The 26,435-nt window shown below is 32.1% G+C and carries 25 protein-coding genes; 13 read left to right on the top strand and 12 right to left on the bottom strand.

All coding sequences use genetic code 11. The features are described from left to right. Positions 1-806: 806 nt before the first annotated feature. Both RT99_RS05285 and RT99_RS05280 read right to left on the bottom strand, forming a co-directional pair. Positions 807-2,042 (bottom strand): ABC transporter permease, encoded by a 1,236-nt coding sequence (locus RT99_RS05285; RefSeq protein ID WP_042563699.1) that lies wholly within the window; start codon positions 2,040-2,042, stop codon positions 807-809. 113 nt (positions 2,043-2,155) lie between these two features. Next, positions 2,156-2,650 (bottom strand): YkgJ family cysteine cluster protein, encoded by a 495-nt coding sequence (locus RT99_RS05280; protein WP_031455300.1) that lies wholly within the window; start codon positions 2,648-2,650, stop codon positions 2,156-2,158. 74 nt (positions 2,651-2,724) lie between these two features. On the opposite strand from RT99_RS05280, the gene RT99_RS05275 reads away from it, so the two are divergent. Continuing rightward, positions 2,725-3,432 carry a bifunctional 2-polyprenyl-6-hydroxyphenol methylase/3-demethylubiquinol 3-O-methyltransferase UbiG gene (locus tag RT99_RS05275; RefSeq protein ID WP_042563698.1) on the top strand — a complete coding sequence of 236 codons (708 nt, stop codon included), beginning with the start codon at positions 2,725-2,727 and terminating at the stop codon, positions 3,430-3,432. 15 nt (positions 3,433-3,447) lie between these two features. Further along, positions 3,448-3,993, top strand: a complete 546-nt coding sequence (locus RT99_RS05270) for a YfiT family bacillithiol transferase (RefSeq protein WP_042563697.1) — start codon at positions 3,448-3,450, stop codon at positions 3,991-3,993. Between the two features lie 104 nt (positions 3,994-4,097). Here the strand turns inward: RT99_RS05270 and RT99_RS05265 are convergent, their stop codons facing one another. The 8 genes from RT99_RS05265 to RT99_RS05230 all read right to left on the bottom strand — a co-directional run bounded on the left by RT99_RS05265 (position 4,098) and on the right by RT99_RS05230 (position 10,587). Then, on the bottom strand, positions 4,098-4,730 hold the full coding sequence (locus RT99_RS05265; protein WP_042563696.1) for a 7-carboxy-7-deazaguanine synthase QueE: 633 nt from the start codon (positions 4,728-4,730) through the stop codon (positions 4,098-4,100). A gap of 98 nt (positions 4,731-4,828) precedes the next feature. After that, a complete protein-coding gene (locus tag RT99_RS05260) occupies positions 4,829-6,499 on the bottom strand; it encodes a tetratricopeptide repeat protein (protein WP_042563695.1) in 1,671 nt (556 codons plus the stop codon). 16 nt (positions 6,500-6,515) lie between these two features. Next, positions 6,516-7,436: a PstS family phosphate ABC transporter substrate-binding protein gene (locus RT99_RS05255; RefSeq protein ID WP_042563694.1), complete on the bottom strand. Its 921-nt coding sequence runs from the start codon at positions 7,434-7,436 to the stop codon at positions 6,516-6,518. A 3-nt stretch (positions 7,437-7,439) separates the two neighbouring features. Beyond that, on the bottom strand, positions 7,440-7,670 hold the full coding sequence (locus RT99_RS05250) for a hypothetical protein (protein ID WP_026983456.1): 231 nt from the start codon (positions 7,668-7,670) through the stop codon (positions 7,440-7,442). Further along, positions 7,670-8,470 (bottom strand): energy transducer TonB, encoded by an 801-nt coding sequence (locus RT99_RS05245; protein WP_042563693.1) that lies wholly within the window; start codon positions 8,468-8,470, stop codon positions 7,670-7,672. The genes RT99_RS05250 and RT99_RS05245 overlap by 1 nt, the downstream gene beginning before the upstream one ends. A gap of 37 nt (positions 8,471-8,507) precedes the next feature. Beyond that, positions 8,508-9,065 carry a biopolymer transporter ExbD gene (locus RT99_RS05240; protein ID WP_042563692.1) on the bottom strand — a complete coding sequence of 186 codons (558 nt, stop codon included), beginning with the start codon at positions 9,063-9,065 and terminating at the stop codon, positions 8,508-8,510. Between the two features lie 19 nt (positions 9,066-9,084). Further along, positions 9,085-9,711, bottom strand: a complete 627-nt coding sequence (locus tag RT99_RS05235) for a biopolymer transporter ExbD (RefSeq protein WP_042563691.1) — start codon at positions 9,709-9,711, stop codon at positions 9,085-9,087. A 51-nt stretch (positions 9,712-9,762) separates the two neighbouring features. Beyond that, complete coding sequence (locus tag RT99_RS05230) at positions 9,763-10,587, bottom strand: MotA/TolQ/ExbB proton channel family protein (RefSeq protein ID WP_042563690.1); 825 nt, start codon at positions 10,585-10,587, stop codon at positions 9,763-9,765. A gap of 381 nt (positions 10,588-10,968) precedes the next feature. Between RT99_RS05230 and RT99_RS05225 the strand changes: the two genes are divergently transcribed. Beyond that, positions 10,969-12,486: a helicase HerA-like domain-containing protein gene (locus RT99_RS05225; RefSeq protein ID WP_042563689.1), complete on the top strand. Its 1,518-nt coding sequence runs from the start codon at positions 10,969-10,971 to the stop codon at positions 12,484-12,486. 89 nt (positions 12,487-12,575) lie between these two features. Here RT99_RS05225 and RT99_RS05220 read toward each other — a convergent pair whose 3' ends face one another. Beyond that, a complete protein-coding gene (locus tag RT99_RS05220) occupies positions 12,576-13,919 on the bottom strand; it encodes an NAD(P)/FAD-dependent oxidoreductase (RefSeq protein WP_042563688.1) in 1,344 nt (447 codons plus the stop codon). A 290-nt stretch (positions 13,920-14,209) separates the two neighbouring features. Between RT99_RS05220 and RT99_RS05215 the strand changes: the two genes are divergently transcribed. From RT99_RS05215 to RT99_RS05175, 9 genes are all read left to right on the top strand, one after another. After that, positions 14,210-14,803 (top strand): GNAT family N-acetyltransferase, encoded by a 594-nt coding sequence (locus RT99_RS05215; RefSeq protein WP_042563687.1) that lies wholly within the window; start codon positions 14,210-14,212, stop codon positions 14,801-14,803. Positions 14,804-14,878: 75 nt separating this feature from the next. Further along, positions 14,879-15,355, top strand: a complete 477-nt coding sequence (locus RT99_RS05210; protein WP_042563686.1) for a hypothetical protein — start codon at positions 14,879-14,881, stop codon at positions 15,353-15,355. A gap of 176 nt (positions 15,356-15,531) precedes the next feature. Beyond that, the gene (locus RT99_RS05205; protein WP_042563685.1) at positions 15,532-16,365 is read left to right on the top strand and encodes an alpha/beta fold hydrolase; all 834 of its coding nucleotides are present in this window, start codon (positions 15,532-15,534) and stop codon (positions 16,363-16,365) included. 33 nt (positions 16,366-16,398) lie between these two features. Next, entirely contained in the window at positions 16,399-17,208 is an 810-nt protein-coding gene (locus tag RT99_RS05200; protein ID WP_042563684.1) for an AraC family transcriptional regulator, read from the top strand. A gap of 152 nt (positions 17,209-17,360) precedes the next feature. Continuing rightward, on the top strand, positions 17,361-18,848 hold the full coding sequence (locus tag RT99_RS05195) for a serine hydrolase (RefSeq protein WP_042563702.1): 1,488 nt from the start codon (positions 17,361-17,363) through the stop codon (positions 18,846-18,848). Between the two features lie 10 nt (positions 18,849-18,858). Continuing rightward, positions 18,859-19,335 carry a nuclear transport factor 2 family protein gene (locus tag RT99_RS05190; protein ID WP_042563683.1) on the top strand — a complete coding sequence of 159 codons (477 nt, stop codon included), beginning with the start codon at positions 18,859-18,861 and terminating at the stop codon, positions 19,333-19,335. 159 nt (positions 19,336-19,494) lie between these two features. Then, on the top strand, positions 19,495-20,946 hold the full coding sequence (locus tag RT99_RS05185; protein ID WP_042563682.1) for a serine hydrolase: 1,452 nt from the start codon (positions 19,495-19,497) through the stop codon (positions 20,944-20,946). 120 nt (positions 20,947-21,066) lie between these two features. Then, positions 21,067-21,483 (top strand): DUF6157 family protein, encoded by a 417-nt coding sequence (locus RT99_RS05180; RefSeq protein ID WP_042563681.1) that lies wholly within the window; start codon positions 21,067-21,069, stop codon positions 21,481-21,483. Positions 21,484-21,697: 214 nt separating this feature from the next. Further along, positions 21,698-22,138, top strand: coding sequence for a hypothetical protein (locus RT99_RS05175; RefSeq protein ID WP_042563680.1), 441 nt, complete (start codon positions 21,698-21,700; stop codon positions 22,136-22,138). Positions 22,139-22,227: 89 nt separating this feature from the next. Here the strand turns inward: RT99_RS05175 and RT99_RS05170 are convergent, their stop codons facing one another. Next, the gene (locus RT99_RS05170; protein ID WP_042563679.1) at positions 22,228-24,618 is read right to left on the bottom strand and encodes a penicillin acylase family protein; all 2,391 of its coding nucleotides are present in this window, start codon (positions 24,616-24,618) and stop codon (positions 22,228-22,230) included. 116 nt (positions 24,619-24,734) lie between these two features. On the opposite strand from RT99_RS05170, the gene RT99_RS05165 reads away from it, so the two are divergent. After that, a complete protein-coding gene (locus RT99_RS05165; protein ID WP_042563678.1) occupies positions 24,735-26,291 on the top strand; it encodes a hypothetical protein in 1,557 nt (518 codons plus the stop codon). Positions 26,292-26,435: the final 144 nt, after the last annotated feature.

The following is a 26,435-nucleotide window of genomic DNA, read 5'->3' as shown; positions in this document are numbered from 1 at the left end:
AGCGGGTGCAAAAGTAGAAAACTTATTTCTAACTGGCAAATGTTTTTTGAAGTTTTTTTTAAGAAAATTTTACTTTCCTTTTTTACTTCTTATTTACCAATCTGTCAATGAACTTTCCCTGTTTTGCGGGGTGCAAATGTAACTTCTGTTTTTAAATCTCACAAGCTTTTTTGAATCTTTTTTTGAAAAAATTTTTCTTTCCAAAATCCGTATGCCTGTCAGTATTTCTTAGAACGTCTGTCGCTGTTGCGGGTGCAAAAGTAGCACCTTTATTTACATTTACAAGCCTTTTTTTTATATAATTTCAATCTTTTGCAAAAGTTTTTCTTAACACTCTGATAACTCAAAACTTACGATTTGATATTTTTTATCGTTTCTAGGAATTTTCTGTAGTGTTTGTATTTATCTCAATTCTTTTGCTTCCTTAACTACCGTTTTTATGGACTTTACACACTAATACATCCTTTTCTGAGAACTCTACAACATTTGCTTTCTGCTTCGTTTCCGGGATTTTTATCCTTTTGGATGTCTTTTTTGGCTTTTTGCAACAAAGGCATTAAGACACAAAGTCTTTTTTCCCTGTTTTCTCCTTATATAAACAACACTTCTCCTGAAAACAACTCCCCTAGCCCCGATGGGAGGGAAAATCCTTTTGTGGTGGGGTTCACCACAAAAGATTGGAAGGAACAGCGGGAACAGCTCCTTATAAATAGTCATCTTACTATTATATATTATATCTAAAAAAACAAACCCGACAGAGTTTAAAAACTGTCGGGTTGTAGAAAATCTCAACTATCATTATATAGTTAATCGAATCGAATAGCTTTAACTGGAGAAATCTTGGTTATGATATAGGAAGGAATCAGCAATACCAGAAAGCAAATTGTAATCGTCAACAGATTCAATAAAATCACATACCCCCAATTTATATAAACCGGAGCCTGGTTGACATAATAATTTTCGGGATTTAACTGAACAATCCCAAATTGCTGCTGAATGAGTAATATAGAAATACCTATTACATTCCCCCAAAAAAGTCCTCGTATAATGAGATAGAAAGCATTGTACAAAAATATTTTGCGAACTGTCCAATTATTAGCTCCTAATGCTTTTAGAATTCCAATCATTTGTGTGCGTTCTAAAATAAGAACCAATAAAGCTACAACCATGTTTATAGTGGCTACTAAAATCATAACCGCCAAAATAACGATGATATTGAAATCGAAGAGCTGTAACCAATCGAATATATAACTGTATTTTTCGACTATAGTTTTTGTATCTAAACTTGAAGATGTTTGTTCGTAAATTTGATCACCGGTTGTTTTAATATTCTTAAAATCTTTTACAAAAACTTCAAAAGCGCCAACCTGATCCGGATTCCATTTATTGATTCGTTGTATATGGCGAATATCTCCTATTATATAAGTTGCATCGAAATCCTGGAATCCTGAATTAAAAATACCCGTAATTTTGAATCGACGGCTATTGGGCATCTTGCCTTGTTCTTCTTTAATAAAAAAGGTATTAAAATTATCTCCAACTTTTAAGTCTAAGCGATTTGCCAGAAATTTGGAAATAATTACTTCTTCGTTTAAGTTTTTAGAAAAATCCGGTAATTTACCTTCTACTAAATATTCTTTTATATTATTCCAGTCATAATCTCCTCCTACTCCTTTGAAAATAATTCCTTCAAATGAATTTTCAGTTCTAATGATTCCCGCTTTACTTGCGATTGCCTGAATATGACTTACCTCTGGAACTGACTTAAAATTGGGATAAAAATCTTGTTTTTTAGAAATTGGAACCAATGTTACATCTGAATTATTATTATCGTAATTCGAAATAATAATTTGACCATTGAAAGCTGAAACTTTTTCGCGTATTTTTTGTTGTAATCCAATTCCGGTTGCAACTGAAACCAACATCATTATAATGCCAATGGCAATAGCCGAAATGGCAATTTTGATGATCGGGGCCGAAATACTGCTTTTGTAATCTTTGGCAGTAATAAGTCTTTTTGCTATAAAATATTCCAGATTCAATTTATAAGGGTCTTATTGATTTATTAAGTTGGTTAAGTTTATCTTATTCAAAAATACATTTAAAAAAACAAAAACGAATTGTAACTAAAAACAATTACAAAATATTTAAATTCTTAAAGTGGTAGTTTCTTTTTCATTTCTTCAACAATATTATATGCTGCGGGACAAATTGCAACATTTTTCAATGTAAGATCTGCGATTTGATGAAACTTTTTTCTGTCAGTATGAGGAAATTCTCTACACGCTTTCGGCCGAACATCATAAATCATACAATAGTTTTCATTATCAAGAAAAGTACAGGGCACACTTTTTAAAACATAATCTTTATCTTCATCTATTCGAAGATATTGATCAATAAATTGCTGTGGTTTTTGTCTAAAAGATTTTGAAATTCTTTCAATATCAGCCAAAGTAAATAATGGCCCGGTTGTTTTACAACAATTGGCGCATTGTAAACAATCTGTCTTTTTAAATTCGGCGTCATGCAAATCCTGCATAACATAATCTAAATTTTTAGGTTGTTTCTTTTTCAGCTTATCAAAATACTTTTTGTTTTCGATATGCTTATCTTTGGCTAACTTATTTAAGTTATTTAAAATCTGTTTCAAGTTTACTATTTAAAGTTGATGTGCAAAATTAAACAACTTTAAACTTGAAACCTTAAACTTTGAACTAAATTACCATGAAAGATCTTTTTGGAAAAGCGATGTTTGATTTTCAGACCAATAATTCGCCTGAAGATATTATTACCGAAACTACAATTTCTGAAGAAGATGAAATGAGTGTAGATTATTTATTCCGTTCTTATAATGAAATGCCAAAAATTGAGCAAAAGGCACTACAATTAGCAACTGGAAAAACACTTGATGTAGGTTGCGGAGCCGGAAGCCATAGCTTGTCATTACAAAATGATCGAAAGCTAGAGGTTACTTCTATAGATATTTCTGAAAAAGCAATAGAAACCTGTAAACTTAGAGGTGTAAAAAATGCCAAAGTTCAGAATATTTTAGATTTTGAGGGAGAAAAATTCGATACCATTATACTATTGATGAATGGCGTTGGCATTTTTGGAAAATTAGATAACTGCAATAAATACTTATCGAAACTAAAATCACTTTTAAATGAAGGCGGACAAATTTTATTAGATAGTTCTGATATAATATATATGTTTGACGAAGATGAAGATGGCGGAAAGTGGATTCCATCAAATAATGATTATTATGGCGAACTTGTTTTTAATATTTCTTATAAAGGAGAAAAAGAAGAGCCTTTTGATTGGTTGTACTTAGATTATAACACACTTCAAAATGCTGCTATTGCAAATGGATTAAAATGTGAACTTGTTTTAGAAGGAGAAAATTATGATTATTTGGCCAGACTTTCAATTTAAATCATACTCGAATTCATGGAAAATTTAAATTTAGAAAAATTAAAATACCCGATTGGAAAATTTATTGCTCCTAAAACGTATTCATCAGATTACATATTAGCCAAGATTGAAGAAATTAAATCTTTTCCAGAAAGGCTTAAAAAAGAAACAGGAAATTTAAATAATGATCAGCTTAATACTCCATACCGTCCTGGCGGATGGACAGTTCGCCAAGTAATCCATCATTGTGCCGAAAGCCATATGAATTGTTTTATTCGAATAAAATGGACCTTAACAGAAAATAATCCGGTTATAAAACCATATGACGAGAATCTTTGGTCGGCTTTACAAGATAATTTACATATGCCAATAGAGTCAAGTTTGAATTTGCTAGAAGGTTTACATGCGCGGCTGGCATTTTTAATGAAAAGTTTATCCGAAACTGAACTTGAAAAATCATTTATTCATCCGGAAAATAATTCAGAATATAAAATAAAAGAAATTATTGGTCTTTATGCCTGGCACGGAAATCACCATCTAGCGCATATTACTTCCCTAAAAAAATATAAAAACTGGAAATAAAAACATTGTATCCTTTTTATACATTTTATACATTGTTGTATACTATTTACTTAAAACAAAAAAAACTCTTCAAACGAAGAGTTTTTTTTGTTTTAGACCATTATTTATGGAATATTTAAATATTTATGCGTTTGTAATGAAACTCTCCATTTTGGATTGTTCATTACATAATCAACAATTAAAGGCGTCATTTCTTCTTTTTTACTCCACTCAGGCTGAAGAAATAAAATTGCACCATCATTTACAAGTTCAGCTTGTTCTTCTGCAAAGATAAAATCGTGTTTATTATAAATAATCACTTTTAATTCGTGTGCATTATCATAAACTGTTTGGGTTGGTAATTTGTTTTTTTTAGGAGAAAGACAAATCCAATCCCAAAATCCTGTAAGCGGATAAGCGCCTGAGGTTTCTATATGAACTTTTAAATTTTTATTTTTTAATTCCTGAGTTAATAAAGTCATATCCCATGTTAATGGTTCTCCTCCTGTTATTACAACTGTATCAGCATAAGTTGCAGCGTTCTTTACAATTAAATCAACACTTGTTGGCGGATGCAATTCTGCATTCCAACTTTCTTTTACGTCACACCAATGGCAACCTACGTCGCAACCTCCAATTCGTATAAAGTAAGCAGCTGTTCCTGTATGAAAACCTTCGCCCTGAATGGTGTAAAATTCTTCCATCAAAGGCAACATTGCTCCTTTATTTACTTCTAATTGTATTTCTTTTGATAACATTATTTTATTTTAAAGTGCAAAGATAGTCAATTAAATACGGAACAAAAAAACCGATAGTCTTGCGAGCTATCGGTTTTATATTTAATAGAAAACTATAATTATTTTAAAGCTTTCACAGATTGTTGAGCGTAAGTATTAGCCGGATCTAAAACTAAAGTTTTATTGAAATATTCAACCGCTTTAGCTTTATCTGTATTAGCATAACTAGCACCAATGCTATTGTAAGCTTCTACAATTTTTTTAACTGTAGCAGGTTTCGCTAATTCTTCAGCACCTTTTGCTGTTATTTTAGTAACATACTCTTCGTAGTTTTTGATAATTTGATCATCTTTCTCTAACAAGTTATTGATTCTGCCTTTGTATAAGTAAGCTTCATCATAAGTAGGAGAAGCAACCAAAACTCTGTCAAAAGCAGCATCCGCTTTACCTAAATCAGCAATAACTTCAGGAGCGGTAGCCGTTTTATTTACATTTGCATAATAAAGAGAGATCCCATAATACACATTATCAGTTAGGTAATTTTTTGATTCTGTATTACTAGAGCTCAATTCATAAAGAGCTGCAGCCTGAGCAAATTGTTTTTTACCAAATAATTCTTTACCAAAATCACCAAGCTCTTCAACAGCTAAAGGGTCCATAGCAACTCCTTTTTTAATTTCAGCTAAACCAGCATTAAAAACTGCAGGATCAACAACACCCTCAGCATTAGTTCCTTTTTTAATCTTTGCGTAACCTAAATACAAATAATCTCTTCCGATTATTTTATTTGTTGGTACTTTAATATAATCTTCAATAGATTTAATAGCTACATCATAATTTCCATTTTCATAAGCAGCATATCCTAAATATCTAAAGATTCTTGGATTAACTTTATCTTCAGCAATCATTTTGTTTGCAACAACTTCAAGATTTTTATAATCTTTAACTAAGATTAGGAAATCTGCATGACGCATTTTTGAATCTAAAGAATAGTCTGTAAGGCTTAAATATTTCTCGTAATTCGTAATTGCTTTTTGCAAGTTAACAGTAGAAGTAGATGGTTTATTTCTAGCCCATTTGTAATATGTTTCAGCTAATTCTCTGTAAACAGGTCCATAATTAGCATTTAAAGCAATAACTTCATTGAAAGATTTAATAGCTTCCTCATAAGATTTTGCTCCTTTTAACAAAACTCCCAATTGCATTTTAGCTCTCAAAAGTGTTGGATCTGCAGTAAATGCATCACGATATGCTTTGTAAGCGTCATTTTGATTATTTGCTCCATAATATGCATCACCAATTGCTAAAAGCGCCTGAGCATTTTGTGGTTCAATAGCTAAAGCTTTTTTCAAAGAGGCAACAGCATTTGTATAATCAGGATTTACTGAATTCATGTATGCTTTACCAATGTAAATAAATTCATCTACATCTTTACGTTTTATGTCTTTTGTTGCTAATCCAAAATTAGCAGTAGCTGAAGCAGTGTTTTTATTATCAAGATCAATTTGAGCTAAACCTATATAGTTTAAGTGTTTCTTTTCAGATGCTTCTAATCCATTTAAGTAATAAATTTTAGCAGAATCAATAATAGATTGATTTAAGTAAACATTACCTAAAACAAAATTAGCTTCTCCATCAGATGGTTTTGCTTTAATGATTGATTTCAGCAATGATTTTGCTTTTTGAAATTGCTCTGCATCGATTGCTTTTTTAGCTTCTTTGATATCTTGCGCTTTTACTACAGAAGCTGAAGCAACTAAGGCAAGACTAAAAATTTTAAATTTATTCATCTTTATTGTAATTAATTTATTCTTTATCGTTTATAATTTGACTTCTAATTTGTAGTTTTCTTCCGGGAGTTCTAACAGGAAGCAATCCAGATTTTAAAACTATACGTTGTCCAATATCTCCGGCGATGAATGAAGCAAACCCCATTCCTAATCCAGAATATCCCTGACAATTTATAATAAACAAATCACGTGCCAAAGGATATTTTAATTCAGCAAGATCATTTTGTGTTGGATTATAATAGTTATTATCTTTTAATCCTTTTACGCTCAAAACATTAATTTTCTTTACAATGTCAACCATATTTGGAGAAGGCTGTGATAACCAATTTACGCCAACAACACCAATCATTCCGTCATTCTCAGAAACAAATTTAATAACTTCATCATTTGTTTTGAAAGAAAAAACACCATTTGCCGGAATTTCTTTAACCTTTGCCAAATCCTTCATATAGCGCACCGTACTTGAATTTGGATTATCAAAAACTAAACCTTTAATTCTTGTATCTGATTTACCTTGCATAAAATCTATTACTGACTTCAACGCAATTAAAGTATCATTATTGCTTTTGTTTGAAATTAAAGCAATTGCATCAACTGCGAAAGGAGTTACTCTTGGATTAATTTTACTCTTTTCAAATTTTTGTAATTCCTCTTTAGTTAGATTACGAGCTGTTACTACTACTTTAGCTTTCTGACTTAACAAATCATTTATAAGCTCACCTTCTGACTTAGGTTTTACTGTAATTTTAGCATCGTAGTATGTTCCTTCAAAAACAGCTACCTGGTCATCTACAATTGGTTTTATCGTTTCATCAGTAACAATATCAATTGAACCCTTTAAAATTGTTTCTTTCGATTCGTTTTTGCTTTTTTGGTTACACATGGCAAACAAAAAGACAAAAACTACTAAACCGAAAACTTTACCATATTTCAACATAATTTATTCTGCATTTGAATTAATTAACCTTAAAAAACGGATTGCCGAATAAACAATCAGTAAACCACCAAAAGCATATCTATATTTAGGTTCCATATCTAATGGAAGTTTTTTCCAGAACATAATCATTAAACCCAGTACAAGATATATTAAAAAAAAGAGTATTCCTAAAACAAGAAGAAATCGCTCTTTGAGCGATTTCTTCTGAATATTATTAAGCATATCTTTTAACATTATTCTGCAGATTGAATAGTAATAGGAAGAGAGTAAAGTACTCTGACTTTTTTACCATTTTGCTCGCCGGGAGTCCATTTTGGACATTTTTTAAGAACACGAATTGCTTCAGCTCCTGTACCGTAACCGATATCCCTTAAAACTTTAATGTCGGTTAATGAACCGTCTTTTTCAACTACAAAAGTAACGTAAACTTTACCTTTTAAACCTTCTTCTTCCGGAGTCTTGTAATTGTTTCCTACGAATTTGTAGAATTTTTCAATTCCTCCAGGGAAATCTGGTTTTACTTCGATACCAGCTGTGTTATACACGTTGTTATCTTCTTCTACTACCTGAGAAACAGGACCTGTTCCTACTGGCTCATCTACAGTAAGTACTGCATTTGGATCTCCTTTGATAGTTTCAGAACCAACTTTCTTATCCTTAAGTTCCTCAATTTTTGGAGGATCTTCAGTAATTTCATTTGCTTTAGCCACAACCGGTTTCACAAACTTCACCTGATCCACTTTTGGTGGTGGTGGTGGTGGTGGTGGTTGGTTTGGCTTAATTTCCTCTTTTTTCGGAGGTAATTTTACAGTAGCAATCTTAATATCGTTATTTACATCTTCTTCTTGAGAGTCTGGTAAAAAACTTGCAATAAGAGGAGCTGCAACAGCAAAAGCAAAAATAACAGAACCTATGATAAGCGCTTTTATCGTAGTTTTACTGTTCGATTTTCTTAGCTCATATGCACCATATATCTTATTACGTCCTTCGAATACGATATCAAGCCACTGATTTTTTATAATATCTAATTTCATTTTTCTTGATTATTAGGAGGTTAAAACAAGATAACTCTTATTTTTTATCTATCAAATTTGTTTCCTCTGGTGTAAACTCAGGAACAATTGCATAAGTATCTACTCCCGCTATCGCCATCTCATCCAACATATCAACTAAGTTGCGATAAGTTGACTTTTTAGTTGGCTTAATAATAACGATGATACCATTTTTCGGTTTTCCTAGAGCAGCAGAATATTCTAAAACTGATTTTTTTCTTTTAAGAACTTCTCTACGTATACCATCTTTACCATATGTAATATCTTTAGGTCCAGCAATAGGAGACGCTAATAATCCCATATAATAAATCATTTTATTATTTTCCCCTAATATTACTGTCATCGTACGATTCTCATCTACCTTAATATCTTTATTTTTAGTAGGATCATCGTCTTTATCTGGCAATGACAAATCCATCGATTGAGGTTTTGACAACGATGTGGTTAACATAAAGAATGTGATCAATAAGAATGCTAAATCCACCATAGCCGTTAAATCGACTTTCGAATTTTGCTTTTTACTTCTTACTTTGCCACCTTTTCCGCCACCACCGTCGCCGGTATTTAATTCAGCCATTTTAGTGTATCTTTTTTAATTAAAAGTCTTTTCCTCTCATACCTGTAACTAAGTTAAAGGAATTGATTTTCTGATCTTGTAAAATATCCATAATCTTTTTGATTTGTGGATATTGTTCTTTAGCATCTCCTTTTATTGCAATCTGCAATTCTTTATCATCAATGTCAATTGAAGCTCTTCTTGCTACCAAAAGCCACTCTTTTAATTGATTATCTAAAGAATCGATTGGAATACCAGGTTGATTTGCTTTAACTCTATCAGACGCCTTCATATCAATGATTTGTTTCAAATTTGTTACTGGAACACCGAAGTCATCCATCAAAGCAAATTTAGTTTTATCATCTTCTGAAAAAGTCACACCGAATTTTGCACCCATTCCTTCAAGAGTTCTTTTACGAATCTCTCTCCCTTTAATGTCAAAAAACACTTTGCTTTTCCCGTCATCTCCTTTACCTATCGTAATAATTGCCAAATCAGAATCTGGTAATTTACTTTGAACAGTAGAAGAAGGCATATCTACAGGAAGTGCTTCTGGCACTTTAGCAGTAGCGGTCAAAATAAAGAACGTAAGCAAAAGGAACGCAACATCACACATGGCAGTCATATCTGTCGATGTTGACTTTTTTTTCATTTTTATTTTAGCCATTCTCTTTTATTTTTATTTTGATATAATTAATTGTAATTATTCAAAAATTAATTATTGTTTCAAACTTCCTCTGAATCTTCTGTAAGTATTCACGATTGTAGTACCAGCCTCATCGATAGAGTAAGTTAAATCGTCAATTTTAGCAGTAAAGAAGTTGTAAGAAACGATAGCCAAGATTGAAGTAGAGATACCTGTCGCAGTGTTGATAAGTGCTTCAGAGATACCTGTTGCAAGAGCAGCCTGATCTGGAGTTCCAGCAGAAGCTAACGCACCAAACGCTTTAATCATACCAGATACAGTTCCTAATAATCCTCCTAAAGTTCCTAATGATACTAAAGTAGAGATAATAGTCATATTTTTTTCTAACATTGGCATTTCTAATGAAGTTGCCTCTTCGATTTCTTTGTGGATTACTTCTGAAGCCTCTTCACTGTTGAAACCTTCTTTTTTAACGTCTTGATATTTAATCAAAGCAGATTTAATTGCATTTGCAACTGAACCTTGTTGTTTGTCACATGCAGCGATAGCAGCTTCGATGTTACCTTCTTTAATACTTCCTTGAACGCTTTTCATGAATTTGTCTAAGTTAGCTTTTCCAGCCGCTTTTCCAATAACGATAAATCTTTCAATAGAAAACACAACAACCATTAAAAACATACCTAATAATACAGGTACAATAAATCCTCCTTTATATACTTGACCTAATGTATTGATCGGGTGACCTGTTTCAGGATTACCTCCTTCGAAGTTAGCAGCATCTCCCATGATTACTTTCCAAATAAACACCCCAACCAAAATACACGCAACAATAATGATTCCAGTAATCATTCCTCCCCCATTCGAAGTGCTTTCTTTTTTAACTTTAACGTTTGCCATTTTTTTTAAATTTTAATAGTTTTAAATAATTTTTATTTTTTAGTTATATTTAACTTGTAGAGGAGCAAATTTATACGTTTAGTTTAAATAAAAAAACTTTTTTTAATTTTATTCAAGCAAATTTAACGTCAATTTAAAAAATATCTCATTAAATTGCGAACCTCAGGTTTTTGATAAAACAAAAAATAGCATGATTTCTGGGAAAATTACAACGTTTTAGTAAATATTCAAAGATTCCATTGATATCTTCTTAAAAAGTTGCGAAATAATTTTTTATTATATTTTTAACCCGAAAAAGCTTTTTCTTACTAAAAAAAAAGTAATCAAATTGTTAAAAAACAAAGCAATACTCTTATAATCATCTAAATTACAAACAAAAAAATGAATAAAAAAGACAATTTCATTCAAGATATAAACAATGGTTATTTATCTAAGGGTGACAGCATCATTCTTGGTGGTGCAATTCTTGACGGCGAGCCAATTGCGGAGGCACACGTAAAAATTCCGCTAAAAACTTTAAACCGTCACGGGTTAATTGCCGGAGCCACCGGAACGGGAAAAACTAAAACTATTCAGGTTTTTTCAGAGCAATTATCAAATGCTGGAATTCCCGTCCTGATGATGGACATAAAAGGTGATTTTAGTGGTATAGCCAAAGAAGGAAAAGAGGAAGGTTTTATTACAGAGCGTCATGCCAAAATAAACATACCTTATAATGTAACTGCATTTCCTGTTGAATTAATGTCTTTGTCTAAACAAAACGGAGTTCGCTTACGCGCCACGGTTTCTGAGTTTGGCCCTGTACTGTTTTCCAGAATTTTAGATTTAAATGATACGCAGACCGGAGTTGTTGCGGTAATTTTTAAATATTGTGATGACAAACAAATGCCTTTACTGGATTTGAAAGACATTAAAAAGGTCATTAACTATATTACCGAAGAAGGAAAAGACGAAATCACACAAAGCTATGGCAAGATTTCGACTGCAACAACGGGAACAATTTTGAGAAAAATAATAGAATTAGAGCAACAAGGCGGAGATTTGTTTTTTGGTGAATTATCTTTTGAAATTGATGATTTAATGCGAATTGATGAAAACGGAAAAGGATATGTAAACATTATCCGCTTGACCGATATTCAGGACAAACCCAAATTATTCTCGACTTTTATGTTGAGTTTATTGGCAGAAATTTACCAAAAGATGCCTGAAAAGGGAGATGCTGAACAACCGGAATTGGTTATTTTTATTGACGAAGCCCATTTAATTTTTAACGAAGCCAGCAAAGCATTATTAGAACAAATTGAAACTATCGTAAAATTAATTCGTTCTAAAGGAATTGGCGTTTATTTCGTAACACAAAATCCAATGGATGTTCCGAGTGGTGTTTTGGCGCAATTAGGATTAAAGATTCAACATGCTCTTAGAGCTTTTACTGCAAATGACAGACAGGCAATAAAAAAAACAGCTGATAATTACCCAACATCCCAATATTACAAAACAGACGAATTGCTTACTAATTTAGGAATTGGGGAGGCTTTAGTAACAGCTTTGAATGAAAAAGGAGTTCCAACACCTCTTGTCGCTACTATGATGCGTGCACCAATGAGCCGCATGGATGTGTTGACTTCTGATGAAATCGAAGCCATCAACAGCAAATCTAAATTAGTAAAAAAATATAGTGAAGAAATTGACCGTGAAAGTGCTTACGAAATTCTAAATAAAAAAATTGAAGAAGCAACTCAGGCTGCGGCAGAGCAAGAAGAACAAGCCCCGGCAAGATCTTCAAAATCTGAACCTAGCACTGCAAGTGTTGTTGGAAAATCTGTTTTGAAAGTCGTAACGAGTGCTACTTTTATCAGAGGGGTTTTTGGTGTTCTAACCAAAATCTTCAAAAAATAAAAAATTTCCACCATATAAGTTATATAAGTTCACATAAAAACTTTGCGTAAAGATTAAATGAACTTATATAACTTATATGGTAGAAAAAATTATGCGTTTTGCAACAACTGCAAAATCTTATTATCGATTTCAGGTGTGTTCCAAATATTTTCGATGTTGTCTATTTTTAGAATTTCTTCCATAATTCCGTTTTGGAAATCACCAATCGCCAAAGCTTCTGCATATGGGCGATCGCTAAAAGTTACACGGCTGTACAGCGGAATCCATTTTTCAGGATATTTATCAGAAAAAGCTTTTTCGATTTTCTTTTGAAGCAAAAATTTCTCATCGGCCGTTTTTGTACTCATTTCCATAAAATTACGGTACGAAAGTTCTGCGATTGCATCGGCATTTGGTTTACGTGAAATTTGATATTCAGCGAAAATCTTTTTCCAATCGTCACCATATTTCTCAATCATTTCGTTTAAAATTGTAATATCTTCAAAACCTGCATTCATTCCTTGTCCGTAAAACGGAACAATGGCATGACAGGCATCTCCAATTAATGCAATTTTATCTTCGTATGTCCATGGGAAACATTTCATAGTCACCAAAGTACTTGTTGGGTTTTTAAAGAAATCTTCGGCCAGTTTCGGAATCACTTCAATCGAATCGGGGAAATTTTTTGTAAAGAAATCTTCCACCATTTTTCGATCTGTAAGCGATGCAAATGAATTTTCTCCTTCAAAAGGCATGAATAAAGTACAAGTAAAACTTCCGTCCAGATTAGGAAGCGCAATCAACATATATTCGCCTCGAGGCCATATGTGAAAAGAATTTTTATCCAGTTTATGGGTAGCATCAGTATTTGCCGGAATATTCAATTCTTTATATCCCATATTCAAAAATTCCTGCGAATAATTAAACATACTCTGGCGCTGCATTCTGTGACGAATTCTTGAGAAAGCACCATCGGCACCAAAAACCATATCGTATTTCTTCTCCTCCCACTCGCCTCTTTCGGTTTCACCAATGTGCAAAGTTGCATCGCTTAGCGTTACGTCCCAGATTTTTTGGTCAAACAGAAATTCGGCTCCGGCTTCTTCAGCAAGATCGATCATTTTCCGATTTAAAGTTCCTCTCGAAATCGAATAGATCGACTCACCTTCCTGACCGTAATTCTGAAAATTGAGTTTATCTACCAAATGAATCGCCCGTTTGTCCATCGGAATCGCGATTTCACGAACTGAATCGCCAACGCCAACGCCATCAAGTGCTTTCCAACCCCGATTAGACATAGCCAGATTGATGGAACGCCCAGAAAAATTTATTTTGCGAATATCAGGACTACGATCATAAACATGAACGGTGTGACCTGCTTTTTTAAGATAAATTGCCAATAATGATCCTACCAATCCAGAACCTACAACGGCAATTTTTAGTGAAGTTTGCATCAAGAAAAATCTAAATATAAGATCGTAAAAATAAGTAATAATTCTACAAGACCTTAAAAATAAAGGAAATATTTATGATTTATATAGCATGCAAATCCCGTTTTCATAACAAAATCCTGTTTTTATGGATTTATTAGAAATCCGAAAAGGATTATTTTCGCTGAAGAATAATCTCGCAAAGGCGCAAAGACGCAAAGTTTTTTCTCATTTATTGTCATTTCGAAATGACAAGATTGCGCAAAAACTTTGCGCCTTTGTGACTTCGTGGCAAACAATTAAAACAAAATCCTATGAAAAGCGAACTATTACAATCAAATATAATCTTAGAAAACGAACGCGTTTTATTACTTCCATTTGAAAATGAAAGAAAGATCGAGCTCAAAGAAATCATTTTTGATGATGAAATTTGGAAATACATGGGAATGTATGTTCGAACCGAAACGGACTTCGAAAACTACATCAAAAACACCTTAAAACAAAAAGCAGACGGAATTTGTTATCCATTTTTAATTATAGACAAAGCAACCAATAAAGTTGCCGGAAGCACAAGATACGGTTATCTAAACCACGCTAGCCAAAAATGTGAAATTGGTTGGACCTGGTACGGAAAAGCGTTTCAGGGAACTGGTTTGAATAAAGCCTGCAAATACGAATTATTAAATTTTGGTTTCGAAAATATTCAATTCAAAAGAATACAGTTTAGTGCTGATTTAGAGAACACAAAATCGCAAAAAGCTATAGAAAAATTAGGTGCTGTACGAGAAGGAATCTTCAGAAATAATTATGTTGATTCTGAAGGAAAAAGTAAAGATGATGTTTATTATAGTATTATTTTAGAGGAATGGAAGAATACTAAAAGAGAATATTTTGCGGAATTTATTTAAACGTTTTATAAGAGAAAAATACAGTAATTTAGTGACAAAACTAAAAGTTATCAAATATCAATTAAATTTAAATTAATGAACAATATAAAAATAGATCAAATTTTAAAAAATATAAGTGAGACTGAACACTATGAAATGAAAGATGAAGATGACTTTGAAAATCATACTGATTATATTGAATATCATAGTTTGCTACTTATAATGATTGATGATCTGAAACTTCTTATCAAACCTATAAGTAATAATAGAATTATATACTTAAGCTCATATGGATTAGAAGTAATAAACAAAGGAGGCTGGCTCAATAATTTACATATACAGAATGAAGAAAACAAAATAAATTCTGAAAAAGAAAAATACGATTTTCTTTCTAAAAAGTGGATTTATAGAACTCGTTTCTTACCATATATACTATCATTAATTGCAATTATATTATCAATTCTTACTTTTATTTTAAATATAAATAAGGAGAATGACAATTTGAAACTAAGACAAGAAATCGAAATAATTAAAACTAAAATCAATAAACAGAATCTTAAACAAAAAAATTAAAAGTTTTATAAGTGCTAACAGCGCAAAATTTCTATTTATCACATAAATAGGATTTGTAATCTAGAAGTTCCAATAGTAAATCCTTATTTATTTCTCAATCAATATTGAAACAAAAACAAAATTTTGACGTCTAATAATTATTAGACGTCATCATCAATCAAAATCAATCAAATCAAATGAAAAAATCAATCATTCTATTTTCAATTCTCCTACTAACTTTTGGAACTCTTTTCGCGCAGACAGAAATCAAAATTCCGTACGGAAACAATCCTGAAGCGGGACATTACAAACAAATTAACGGCATTAAAATGTACTATGAAGTTTACGGAAGCGGTCAGCCTCTGGTTTTACTTCATGGAAATGGCGGATCAATAAAAGGTCATACTCGCAGAATTGAATATTTTAAACAATATTTTCAGGTAATCGCAATTGACAGCAGAGGCCACGGAAAATCTGTAGATGATTCGAAAAAACAATTGAATTATGTGCAAATGGCCGATGATGTAAGTGTTTTATTAGATTCACTTAAAATTAAAAATGCCAATATTTGGGGACAAAGCGATGGTGGAATTCTAGGTCTTTTATTGGCTATAAATCATCCGGATAAAACTGCGAAAGTAGCCACTTTTGGTGCGAATATATTTCCGGGAAAAAAAGCCATTTTTAACGAAATTGATCAAATGGTTTTGGATACTTTAAAAGTAACCAAAGATCCTCGTACCAAAAATCTCTACACTTTATTAGCGCATCAGCCTAATATCACCGAGAAAGATTTGCAGAAAATTAAATGTCCCGTGCTAATTATGTCGGGCGATAGAGATGCTATACGATTAGAACATTCGATTAAAATTTTTGACAATATCGAAAACTCGAACTTTTTTGTAATGCCAGGTGCAACTCATTTTGGTGCTTACGAAAAACCGGAACTCTTTAATATGGTTTTATTGAGTTTCTTTAATGATCCGTTTAAGAAAACATCAAGTGTAGAATTATTTACAGGAAAAAAATAAATCTGAGACAATCAACAACATAATAATCTAAAAATGAACTTATATTCAGAATATTATGTGAGCGAAAATTGCGAAAGATTTGTCAATAAAATTTGGTGTCTCGATAACAGCATCGGCGAAAGCCTGATCGAAAACAAACTCGTTTTACCAAACGGCTGTTTTAATCTCGCCATTGTGAGTGGAAATGCTATCGAAGTTCATACAAGCAAACAAAAATATGAAATGCCCGAAGGTTTCTATTTTTGTTCGCAAATGACGAATAAAGTTTTGGTTAATATTCAGCCGAAAACAAAAGTCACCATAATTCAATTGCATGCCTGGACGCTTTCGATGTTTCCTAATTATGATTTAAGCAATTTTACCGATTCAATTATCAGGATTAATAAAAATGAATTGCCATTTAAACACGAAATTAATTCTGGTTTAAATGGTAATATTTTAGTTTTACTGGATATAATTAATACGTATTTTGAAGACTTAAATACTTCAAATTCAAACAAAAATCTTGTAGAGAGAATCTGTGAAATCATTAAAATTCATAACGAAGAAATTACGGTTTCGGAAATTGGAAACATTCTAAATGTCTCACAAAGATTATTGCAAATTAAATTTAAAATCGCAACCGGACTTACAATCAAAAAATACATTCAGATTCTGAAATTCAGGAAATCAATCGATCAAATGGTGAATATTGGTCTGGAAAAATTAAATCTGACCGATGTTGCCCTTTATAACAAATATTTTGACCAGTCACATTTTATAAAACAATTTAAAGATGTGATGAAAACGACTCCAAAAACATTCAATTCAAATTCTTATTTTCTTTCAAAAAAAAGAGAATAATTCGCATTTGTACAATTTTAAAAATTTTCATTGTACTAATATTGCAAATCATCAATCAATCAATCAATCAATCAATCAATCAATCAATCAATCAATCAATCAATCATAAAATGAAAATCAATCCGTCATTTTTCCCATTAAAAGCAATTTTAATGGGGACATTCCTCTTTCAATTCCATTTTGGATATTCTCAGGAAGAAAAAACCTCAACATTGTACAAAACCATCATGTCAAAAGACAGTCTTCTGTTTAATGTTGGCTTTAATACTTGCGATATTTCACAGTTTGAAAACCTTGTAAGTGATAATTTTGAATTTTATCACGACAAAGACAGTATTTCTGACAAGACTTTATTTCTGAAAAACCTTAAAAAAGGTCTTTGTGGTTCTATAAGTAAATTTCAATCCCGAAGATATCTAATCCCCAACAGTACCGAAATTTATCCTTTATACAAAAAAAGTGTTTTGTATGGCGCTATTCAAATAGGCATTCATCAATTTTATGAAAAGTTTGCAGAGAATAATGAATCTCTGGCGGCCGCTAAAGAAAATTTTGGCAGTACAGCCAAATTTACGCATCTGTGGATATTAGAAAACGGAATCTGGAAATTGCACAGATCCCTCAGCTATGATCATCAGTCTTCTCAAATGGCCGAAACAAAGTCTGATATTTTTGATAATGATGAAGAAATTGAAAAATGGCTATCACAAAATAATGTTCCAACATTGGGAATTGGCGTAATTAACAATGGAAAACTGCAGCAAGTAAAAGTGTTTGGCGAACTTAAAAAAGGTATTTCAGCTCCTTATAATACCATTTGGAATGTCGCTTCATTGACAAAACCGGTAACGGCAATCGTAACGCTAAAACTCGTAAGTCAGGGGAAATGGAATCTTGACGAGCCACTGTATAAATATTGGACAGATCCGGATATCGCAAACGATCCAAATACAAAATTGCTGACGACAAGAATTATTCTGAGTCACCAAACCGGTTTTCCGAATTGGAGATTTATGAACGAATCCGGGAAATTAGATTTTAAGTTTAAACCGGGAACAAAATATCAATATTCCGGAGAAGGATTCGAATATTTGAGAAAAGCATTAGAAAAGAAATTTCATAAAACATTAGATCAACTAGCAAATGAATTGGTTTTTGATCCGTTAAAAATGAGCGATACACAACTAATCTGGAATGATAAAATCGATCTTTCAAGATATGCTATTAATTATAGCAACAAAGGAGTTGCCTACGAACCAACCAAAAACAAAACCGCAAACGCTGCCGATGATTTATTAACTTCAATTGAAGATTACGGAACTTTTTTATGCAGCGTAATGAATAGCGATAATTTGAGCGAAAAAGTCTTTAACGACATGATTTCGCATCAAATTGAGACAAAGAAAAACAAATATTTCGGGTTGGGTTTTGAAATTTACGACTTAGGAAATAGCAATTATGCACTTTCGCATGGTGGCGCAGACAAAGGCGTTCAGACGATTTTTTTATTGCTTCCAAAAACAAAACAGGGCTTACTTATTTTTACCAATGTTGATGACGGCTATAAGGTTTACGAAAAAATTGTCAACCATTTTTTAGGCGAAAACGGAAGAAAAATAATTGAAATAGAAACCAAATAATATAAAAGCTATGACACGAATGATAAACACATTGGCCTTTTTTATATTGTTTTTGAGCAGAGAAGCAAAAGGGCAAACCAATAATGATACGGTAAAAATGGATCTCCTGAAAAATGAAATCCTAAAAATGGACAGTTTGCTTTTTGATGTTGCCTTTAATCAATGTGATGCGGCAATTTTTAAAAAAATAATAGCCGAAGATGTCGAGTTTTACGACGATCGTTTCGGATTAAATACTTCTAAAGGCAACGAAATAAAATCGTTGGCCGAAAAATGTGCCGGAACCGAAAAACTTACCCGAAAATTAAATTCCACTACAATCGATAAATTGGGCGATTTTGGTGCGGTACAATTGGGCGAACATACTTTTCTAGTCAATAATATTCCGGTTGGAACTGGAAAATTTATTCACATTTGGGAAAGAAAAGATGAAAATTGGATATTGAAACGAATTGTTAGTTATGAGCATAAACCGATAAAAAAGTAATGCTATTTTTTTGTGGTATTTATAAGTTATTAAGACAAATACCAAAAAAATGATTGATATTTGAAACAAAATGAAAGAATAGTCGTCTAATAAATTAGAAGAGTTTCATTCATCATTTCACAATCAAAAAACCGCTCATTAACCTAACTAATTAATCAAATGAAAAAACCAATCAAACTTATTGCAGTTTGCTTTCTTGTATTATCTGCTTTGAATATTTCTGCGCAGGACAAAGCAAAACAAATTGAAGAATTATTAAACAAATACAATCAATACGGATTATTTAACGGCTCTGCACTTGTATCAGAAAACGGAAAAGTTATTTTGCAAAAAGGATACGGTTTTGCTAATATGGAGTGGAATATTCCAAATCAACCTGATACAAAATTCAGATTAGGCTCTATAAGTAAACAATTTACGGCTCTGTTAATTGTAAAATTGGCCGAAGAAGGCAAAATAAAATTAGATGTTCCAATCACAACTTATTTACCGGATTATCCAAAAGAAACGGGTGATAAAATTACAATTCATAATTTATTGACACATACATCCGGAATTCCAAATTATACCAGCGCACCCAACTTCATGAATGAAAAGGCCCGAAATGCATATTCGCCTACAGATTTCGTGAAGACATTTTCGAATTTACCGCTTGAATTTAAACCTGGTGAAAAATTCGCTTATAGTAACTCGGGTTATTTTTTATTGGGATATATTATTGAAAAAATTACTGGTAAAACTTATGAGCAATATTTACAGGAAACTATTTTTACTCCTTTAAAGATGGTCAATTCTGGTTACGATCACAGCGATGTTATATTAAAAAACAGAGCTGCTGGTTACGAAAAACAAGGTAAAAAAATCGTAAACTCTTCTTATATCGACATGAGTATTCCGTATGCTGCGGGTTCTTTATATTCTACTGTAGAAGATTTATATTTATGGGATCAGGCACTTTATACCAACAAATTGCTTTCAGAAAAATCAATGGAATCTTTGTTTAAGCCTTATATCGCACAAGGAGATGAGGCTTATGGTTACGGATGGTTTCTTAGAGATGTAACAAACGGAACTAAAGGAAAAGTAAAAATTATTGAACATGGCGGAGGAATTAATGGTTTTAATACCAATATCTCCCGCGTTCCATCTGACAAGATTCTTATTGTTTTATTAAATAATACAGGAAGAACTGTTTTGGGTGAAATGACAGAATCTATTAGAAATATTTTATACAATCAGCCTTTTAATCAGCCAAAAAAATCAATGGCATTTGAATTATTAGATGTATTAACAGAAAAAGGCGCAGCCACAGGAGCAGAAACTTATAAAAAACTAAAAGCAGATTCAACTTATGGCATTAAGGAAGATGATATGAATAATGTTGGATATCAATTATTAATGACCGGAAAAAAGAAAGAAGCTCTTGAAGTTTTTAAAATTAATGTAGAAGCTTTTCCTAAATCCGGAAATGCGTATGATAGTTTAGGCGAAGCTTATTTAGCCGATGGAGACACAAAATTAGCAATTGCGAATTACAAAAAATCGATAGAACTTGATCCGAAAAATGAACATGGAAAAGAAGTTTTAGCAGAAATTTTGAAAAAGAAATAATCAGTAACAAAGAATAAATTATTCAAATTAACTCTAATAATTCAGTTTAAAACTGGATTGTTAGAGTTTTTTTTTATTGAAAATGATTATTTTAGCTAAGCTATTTAATCAATAAATGATATGAAAATTCACACTACAAATTATCAAAATACTTTTATTGAAGTTGCAGAAGATTGTCTGGCAACTAATGGTGAAATCCCGCAACAAAAAGGCGACAAGAAAACTGTTGCCAATATTGAGTTTGACATGATCAGCAAAAATCCATATAAATATTCTTCTGATGATGTTTTGTTTCAGGTTTTTGCAGATAAACATGATTTAACCAAATCAGAATATGAAAAATCCAGAGAACAGTTTTTCTCAAAAGGTCAGGCGTGTTTTCGCGCTTCACCTTTAACCAAACGTTACGGCTGGGGAATTCATAATGATGAAAATGGGAAAATTGCCTTATACGGAATGGAAACTCCGGAATACCAAACACTATCAAAAGATAAAAACCTAAAAGTGGTAAAAGCAATGCGCACTTCGAGAAAATAACGGATTGAAAAATGCTATTCTTCACTATTACTTTACAAATCTCCAACAGCAGAAATTTTAAAATTTGCTATCGGAGATTTTTTATTTAAAAGTTATTTTTCCATTGAATATTCAGAACAAAAAAACTATTTTAGCCAAGCCCAAAAAATAATATTTAAAATCTAAATCAACCTGATCTACAGCTTAAAAACTGTAATCAATTTTAAGATAACCTATGAAAAAAAACTACTTTCTGTTTCTTGTATTATTGATGTTTGTTCCTGCTATTTGTATTTCTCAAACTTCGGTTGCTAAGGCGCCAATGCCAACCCAGCAAAATACTATTATTGTCAATAAAATTATTGATGTTACCAATTACAAAACCTATTTTGTTGATTATTGCTTGACCAAAATAAACGAAACGGCATATAAAGAAAAATGGAACGAACAAAAAACGGTTCAAATAACTGAAACCATCAACTTTAAAAACTTTAGAGATGCGGTTTATAATATGTTTGCTTTTTACAACGAAGTAGAATTAGAAACATTATTAAAAGAATATCAAAAAAATACGGCTTACCAAACTACAAACGCAATGACAACCAACAAAGTCCTGCTTAACAATCTGGATATTTATGCCAAAGATGTTGTTACCGGGAAGTATTTGGCTAAATAAGATACTAAGTTGCTAAGGTTCTGAGATTCTAAGTTTTTATAGCAATCTTAGAATCTTAGCAACTCAGAACCTTAGCAACTTCAAAAAAACTATTTTTTCTCTGGTTTGAAAACCAATTTTGTCGAAGTTTTTATAATTTCTTCTTTATTCAACTTCATTTTTCTGAATTTTCCGTGAACAAACATATCGGCCTGATCGTCGTAATGTTTGCTAAAAGGATTTCCCGATTGTCCTGTTGGTAAAATGCTCCAACTGTTTTCAATATCTGCAAAATCAACAATTCTTCTGGTTGAAGGTCCGCCTTTTACATAATATTTCCCTTCTTCATTATATCCAAAAAACTGATTGTTAATTACTTCATTCGATCCCGGATCTGCAAATGGGCCAACATTAAATAATTTACGTAAAGCAGCCACTTTTCCAAGCGGATGTTCGTGTTCTACGGTATGAACTTTTCCCCAATTCCAATTGGGAACATTGTTTCCTAATTGTTTTTTAAGTGCAGTAATCGCTTCGTGAAATGATTTTGATACAATTTCACTTCTGGTTTCTTTTACGTTTTTGGTTTTAATATTATCCCACCAAACCGAATTTTCATTTACAATCTGTCTGGCTATAATTTGTTTTCCTAAACTCACTCCAAGAAATAAATTAAAATTGTCAGACCCCATTTCGTCTTCAAAAGTATTTTTCAAATACAAATAAATCCATTTGTTGTAAATCGTTGGCGCAATATCTTCTAAATTATTGGTGCCTTTCCAGGCTTTTAAAACTCCAATTGCCTGTCTTTCTTCTATCGAAAGAGATTTTTTATTTAAACTTGAAATTAGATTTTGAACAACGCCCGGTGAAACATCAGATGTATTATCATAAATCATTTTACTAATTTCTTCCTTATCCCAATTTGATTTTGCATCCATTAAACCTGAAATTCTTTTTGCACGATCTTCAGGCAAATAATATCCCGGATATAAAAAGCCATCAATAGCTTCCGGCTGGTTATTCGCAGAATACACATAACCCCATTCAGGATTTTCTGCAGATGGGTTTTTGGAGAAATCCAGATATTCTGCAATATCATCTTTTCCGCTGGCACCGTCTAAAATAAAGTACGTACTCACGCCTTTATTATGTTTATATAATTTTCCCGTTGCCCACCAAGCTACATTTCCTTTAGCATCGCCGTACATTACGTTCAATCCCGGCGCGGCAACTAATTGTACTGCTTTTTTAAAATCATCTTTGCTTTTAGCGTGCGAAAGTCCATAAACAGCATCCAAAATCTGAATCGGCTGTTGGGTATAAGTCCACGTCATTGCAATTGGATTTTTACGATCTAAACGTTCCAGCAAATCATTCATAATAGGTCCGTGTCGACTTGATTTTACAGTTAAAACTACATCAGAGCTATCTTTTACTTTAATTGTTTTTTTGATCAATTGATATTTTGCAAAACCATCAGGTGTTTGATATTGAGTTGAATCTCCGGCTTTATTTTTTTCCTGATAAAAATCGATGTCATCATTTTCAAACATCGTTAATCCGTAAGCATAATCGCGATTGTGTGCCAATAACGGAAACGGCGTTCCGGCCAAATAACAACCGTACAATTCATGATTTGGCGTTACCAAATGCGCTTCGTACCAAGTCCCAGGCTGCGAAAACCCAATATGCGGATCATTCGCAAAAATTACTTTTCCGCTTTTGGTTTTATTTGGTCCTGCAACCCAGCTGTTACTGCCCACGAATGGTGGAATCGGCGATTTATCCAGCAAAGCCGCAACCGACTTTGAAATTGCTGTATATTCTTCAATATTTTCTTTTGAACTTTTGATTTGTGTCGTATTAAATTCGCCTTCAATTCCTAAATCTTTCAAATAGGCAGAACCGTATTTATTGCGAATATCTGTTAATAGAGGATCTGTTTTTTGCGCCATTGCGAAACTAAAAGACATGTATCCAAAAATATTATAAACATCTTCTATCGTAAATTTTTTCTTTTTTACACCAACCAAAGTAAATTCAATTGGTGTTACGCCTTCCTCTAAATATTGATTAATTCCATCTAAATACGCCATTGTTAATTGATAACTCTGGCTGTTTTTATCCAGTTTTGCTATGGCTTTCGCCGAAGCATCTTCGATACCAATACCGGAGAAAAACATATCATTTTTAAGTGCAACAGATCCAAAAATCTCTGATAATTTCCCTGGAGCAATTCGGCGTAATAATTCCATTTGCCACAATCTTTCCTGCGCGTGTACATAACCTAAAGCTGTCATTGCATCTTTTTCAGAATTGGCATAAATATGGGGAACACCAAAATCATCAAAATAAACGATGGTTTCTTTTTGGATGTTTTTAAGTTCTAATTCACCTTCATATTTAGGCTTTAAATGAAAAATGTAAGCGCACAAACCTATTCCAATTACAACTATAAGTACGAATAAAACCAGCAGAAATTTTTTAAATCTTCTCATATTTTGAAATAAGTAAATAATTAAGGTTTGTAAAATCATGTAACCAATAAAGAGAATAATGTAATAATCCTTTTTTTTTAAAGCCTAAATTTATGTATTTAAAACCAATCCTATAAATGTCAGTATATAAAAAAATAGCAATCGGTGTAATTTCCCTTTTTTTACTTGTGATTTTTGCCAATATTGGTCTGAATTACTGGATCAAAAAACAACTTCCGATTATTATTCACGAGAAAAACAATACGCCGTATAACATCAATTACGAAAAAATTGAAGTATCGCTTTTTTCCAGAAATATCTACGCCGAGACATTATTAGTAAGCCCGAAAAATGAACCTAAAGACAGCAAAAACGGGCTTTTTTCGAAAATCGAATCTATTACCATTCAGCATTTTAATATTTGGGATTTGGCTTTTCGCGACGTTATTCAGGCCGAGAGCATTATCATCAATAAACCCAGAGTTATTTTATATAAAAAAGGTGAAAAACTTTTGAATAACAGCAAAAGCATTAAAAATGAAATTATCGCACCCTTTCGTAAAATAATTGCTGTTTCGAACATTTATTTGAATGACGCATCTGTGGATGTTGTTTCTTTAGATACTCAAAAACCAATTTTCAGTATTAAAAAAATGATTTTAAAACTGGAAGGTATTTTAATCACCGATGCAACCTTAAACGAAAAAATTCCGCTTCGATATGAAAGTTACGCTTTGGTTATTGATAGCTTATTTTACAGACCAAGTGCTTTTTATCATATTAACATTGGCAAAATAAGTACCGAAAAAAACTTTATAAAAATCAATAATTTTTCTAATCTTCCTCAATTTAACCGACGAGATTTTATTAAGCATTTAGATAAGGAAAAGGATATTTATACGCTAAAATTTGATTCAGCCCAAATAGCAAAAATGGATTGGGGTTTTAAAAATGATCGTTTTTTCTTTAAAGCAAATTCACTTGTAATCAATCATTTTGATGCCAATATCTATCGTGGCAAAATGCCAAAAGATGATTTAAGCAAAAAATATCTTTACAATCATTTATTACGAAATATTAAATTTCCGCTTCAAATTGATACTTTGCAAGTCTTGAAATCAAAACTGGTTTACGAAGAAGAAATTGATTTTTCTAAAGGTCCGGGTGTTTTAAACTTTGATCATTTTAATCTTCAGGCAACAAATTTGAAAAGTGGTTTTGGATTAAAAAAAATGGATGATGTAAAAATCAAAATTAACTGCGTGTTCATGAAAACGTCGCCATTAAATGTTAATTGGAATTTTAATGTTTTAGATAAAAAAGACAGTTTTCATATTCAGGGCGTTATTTTAAATTTTGATGTTGCTGCTATTGGCCGATTCAGCAAGCCTTATATGAATGCTTCGTTTACGGGAGTTTTTAATAAATACCGTTTTAATTTTTATGGAAATGATAATATCTCCAAAGGAAATGCCTCTTTAGATTATGACGATCTGAAAGTGAAATTATTCAAAAAGAAAAACCCGGAAAAAGAAGCCAAACTAAAATCTGCTGTCGTTAATTTATTAGTAAAAAACGACTCAAAAGACAAAGCAAAAACCGCCGAGGTTGAACTTGAAAGAATTCAGGAAAAATCATTCTATAATTTTTTATGGCGAAGCATTGCAGAATCTTTGAAGAAGATTTTGATTTAGTATTTTTTAGCCACGAATTACACGAATTTCCGCAAATTTTTTATTTGTTGACATAGCCAACGGTTTTAACCGTTGGAACACAATGTATTTTACGCCCCGTCTCCCACGGTTGAAACCGTTGGCTATGTAAAGAAACCTCGAACC

Origin of the sequence: Flavobacterium sp. MEB061 (assembly GCF_000834715.1) — a bacterium.
GTDB classification, from domain to species: Bacteria; Bacteroidota; Bacteroidia; order Flavobacteriales; family Flavobacteriaceae; genus Flavobacterium; species Flavobacterium pectinovorum.
This window is presented reverse-complemented; position numbering and strand designations above follow the sequence as displayed.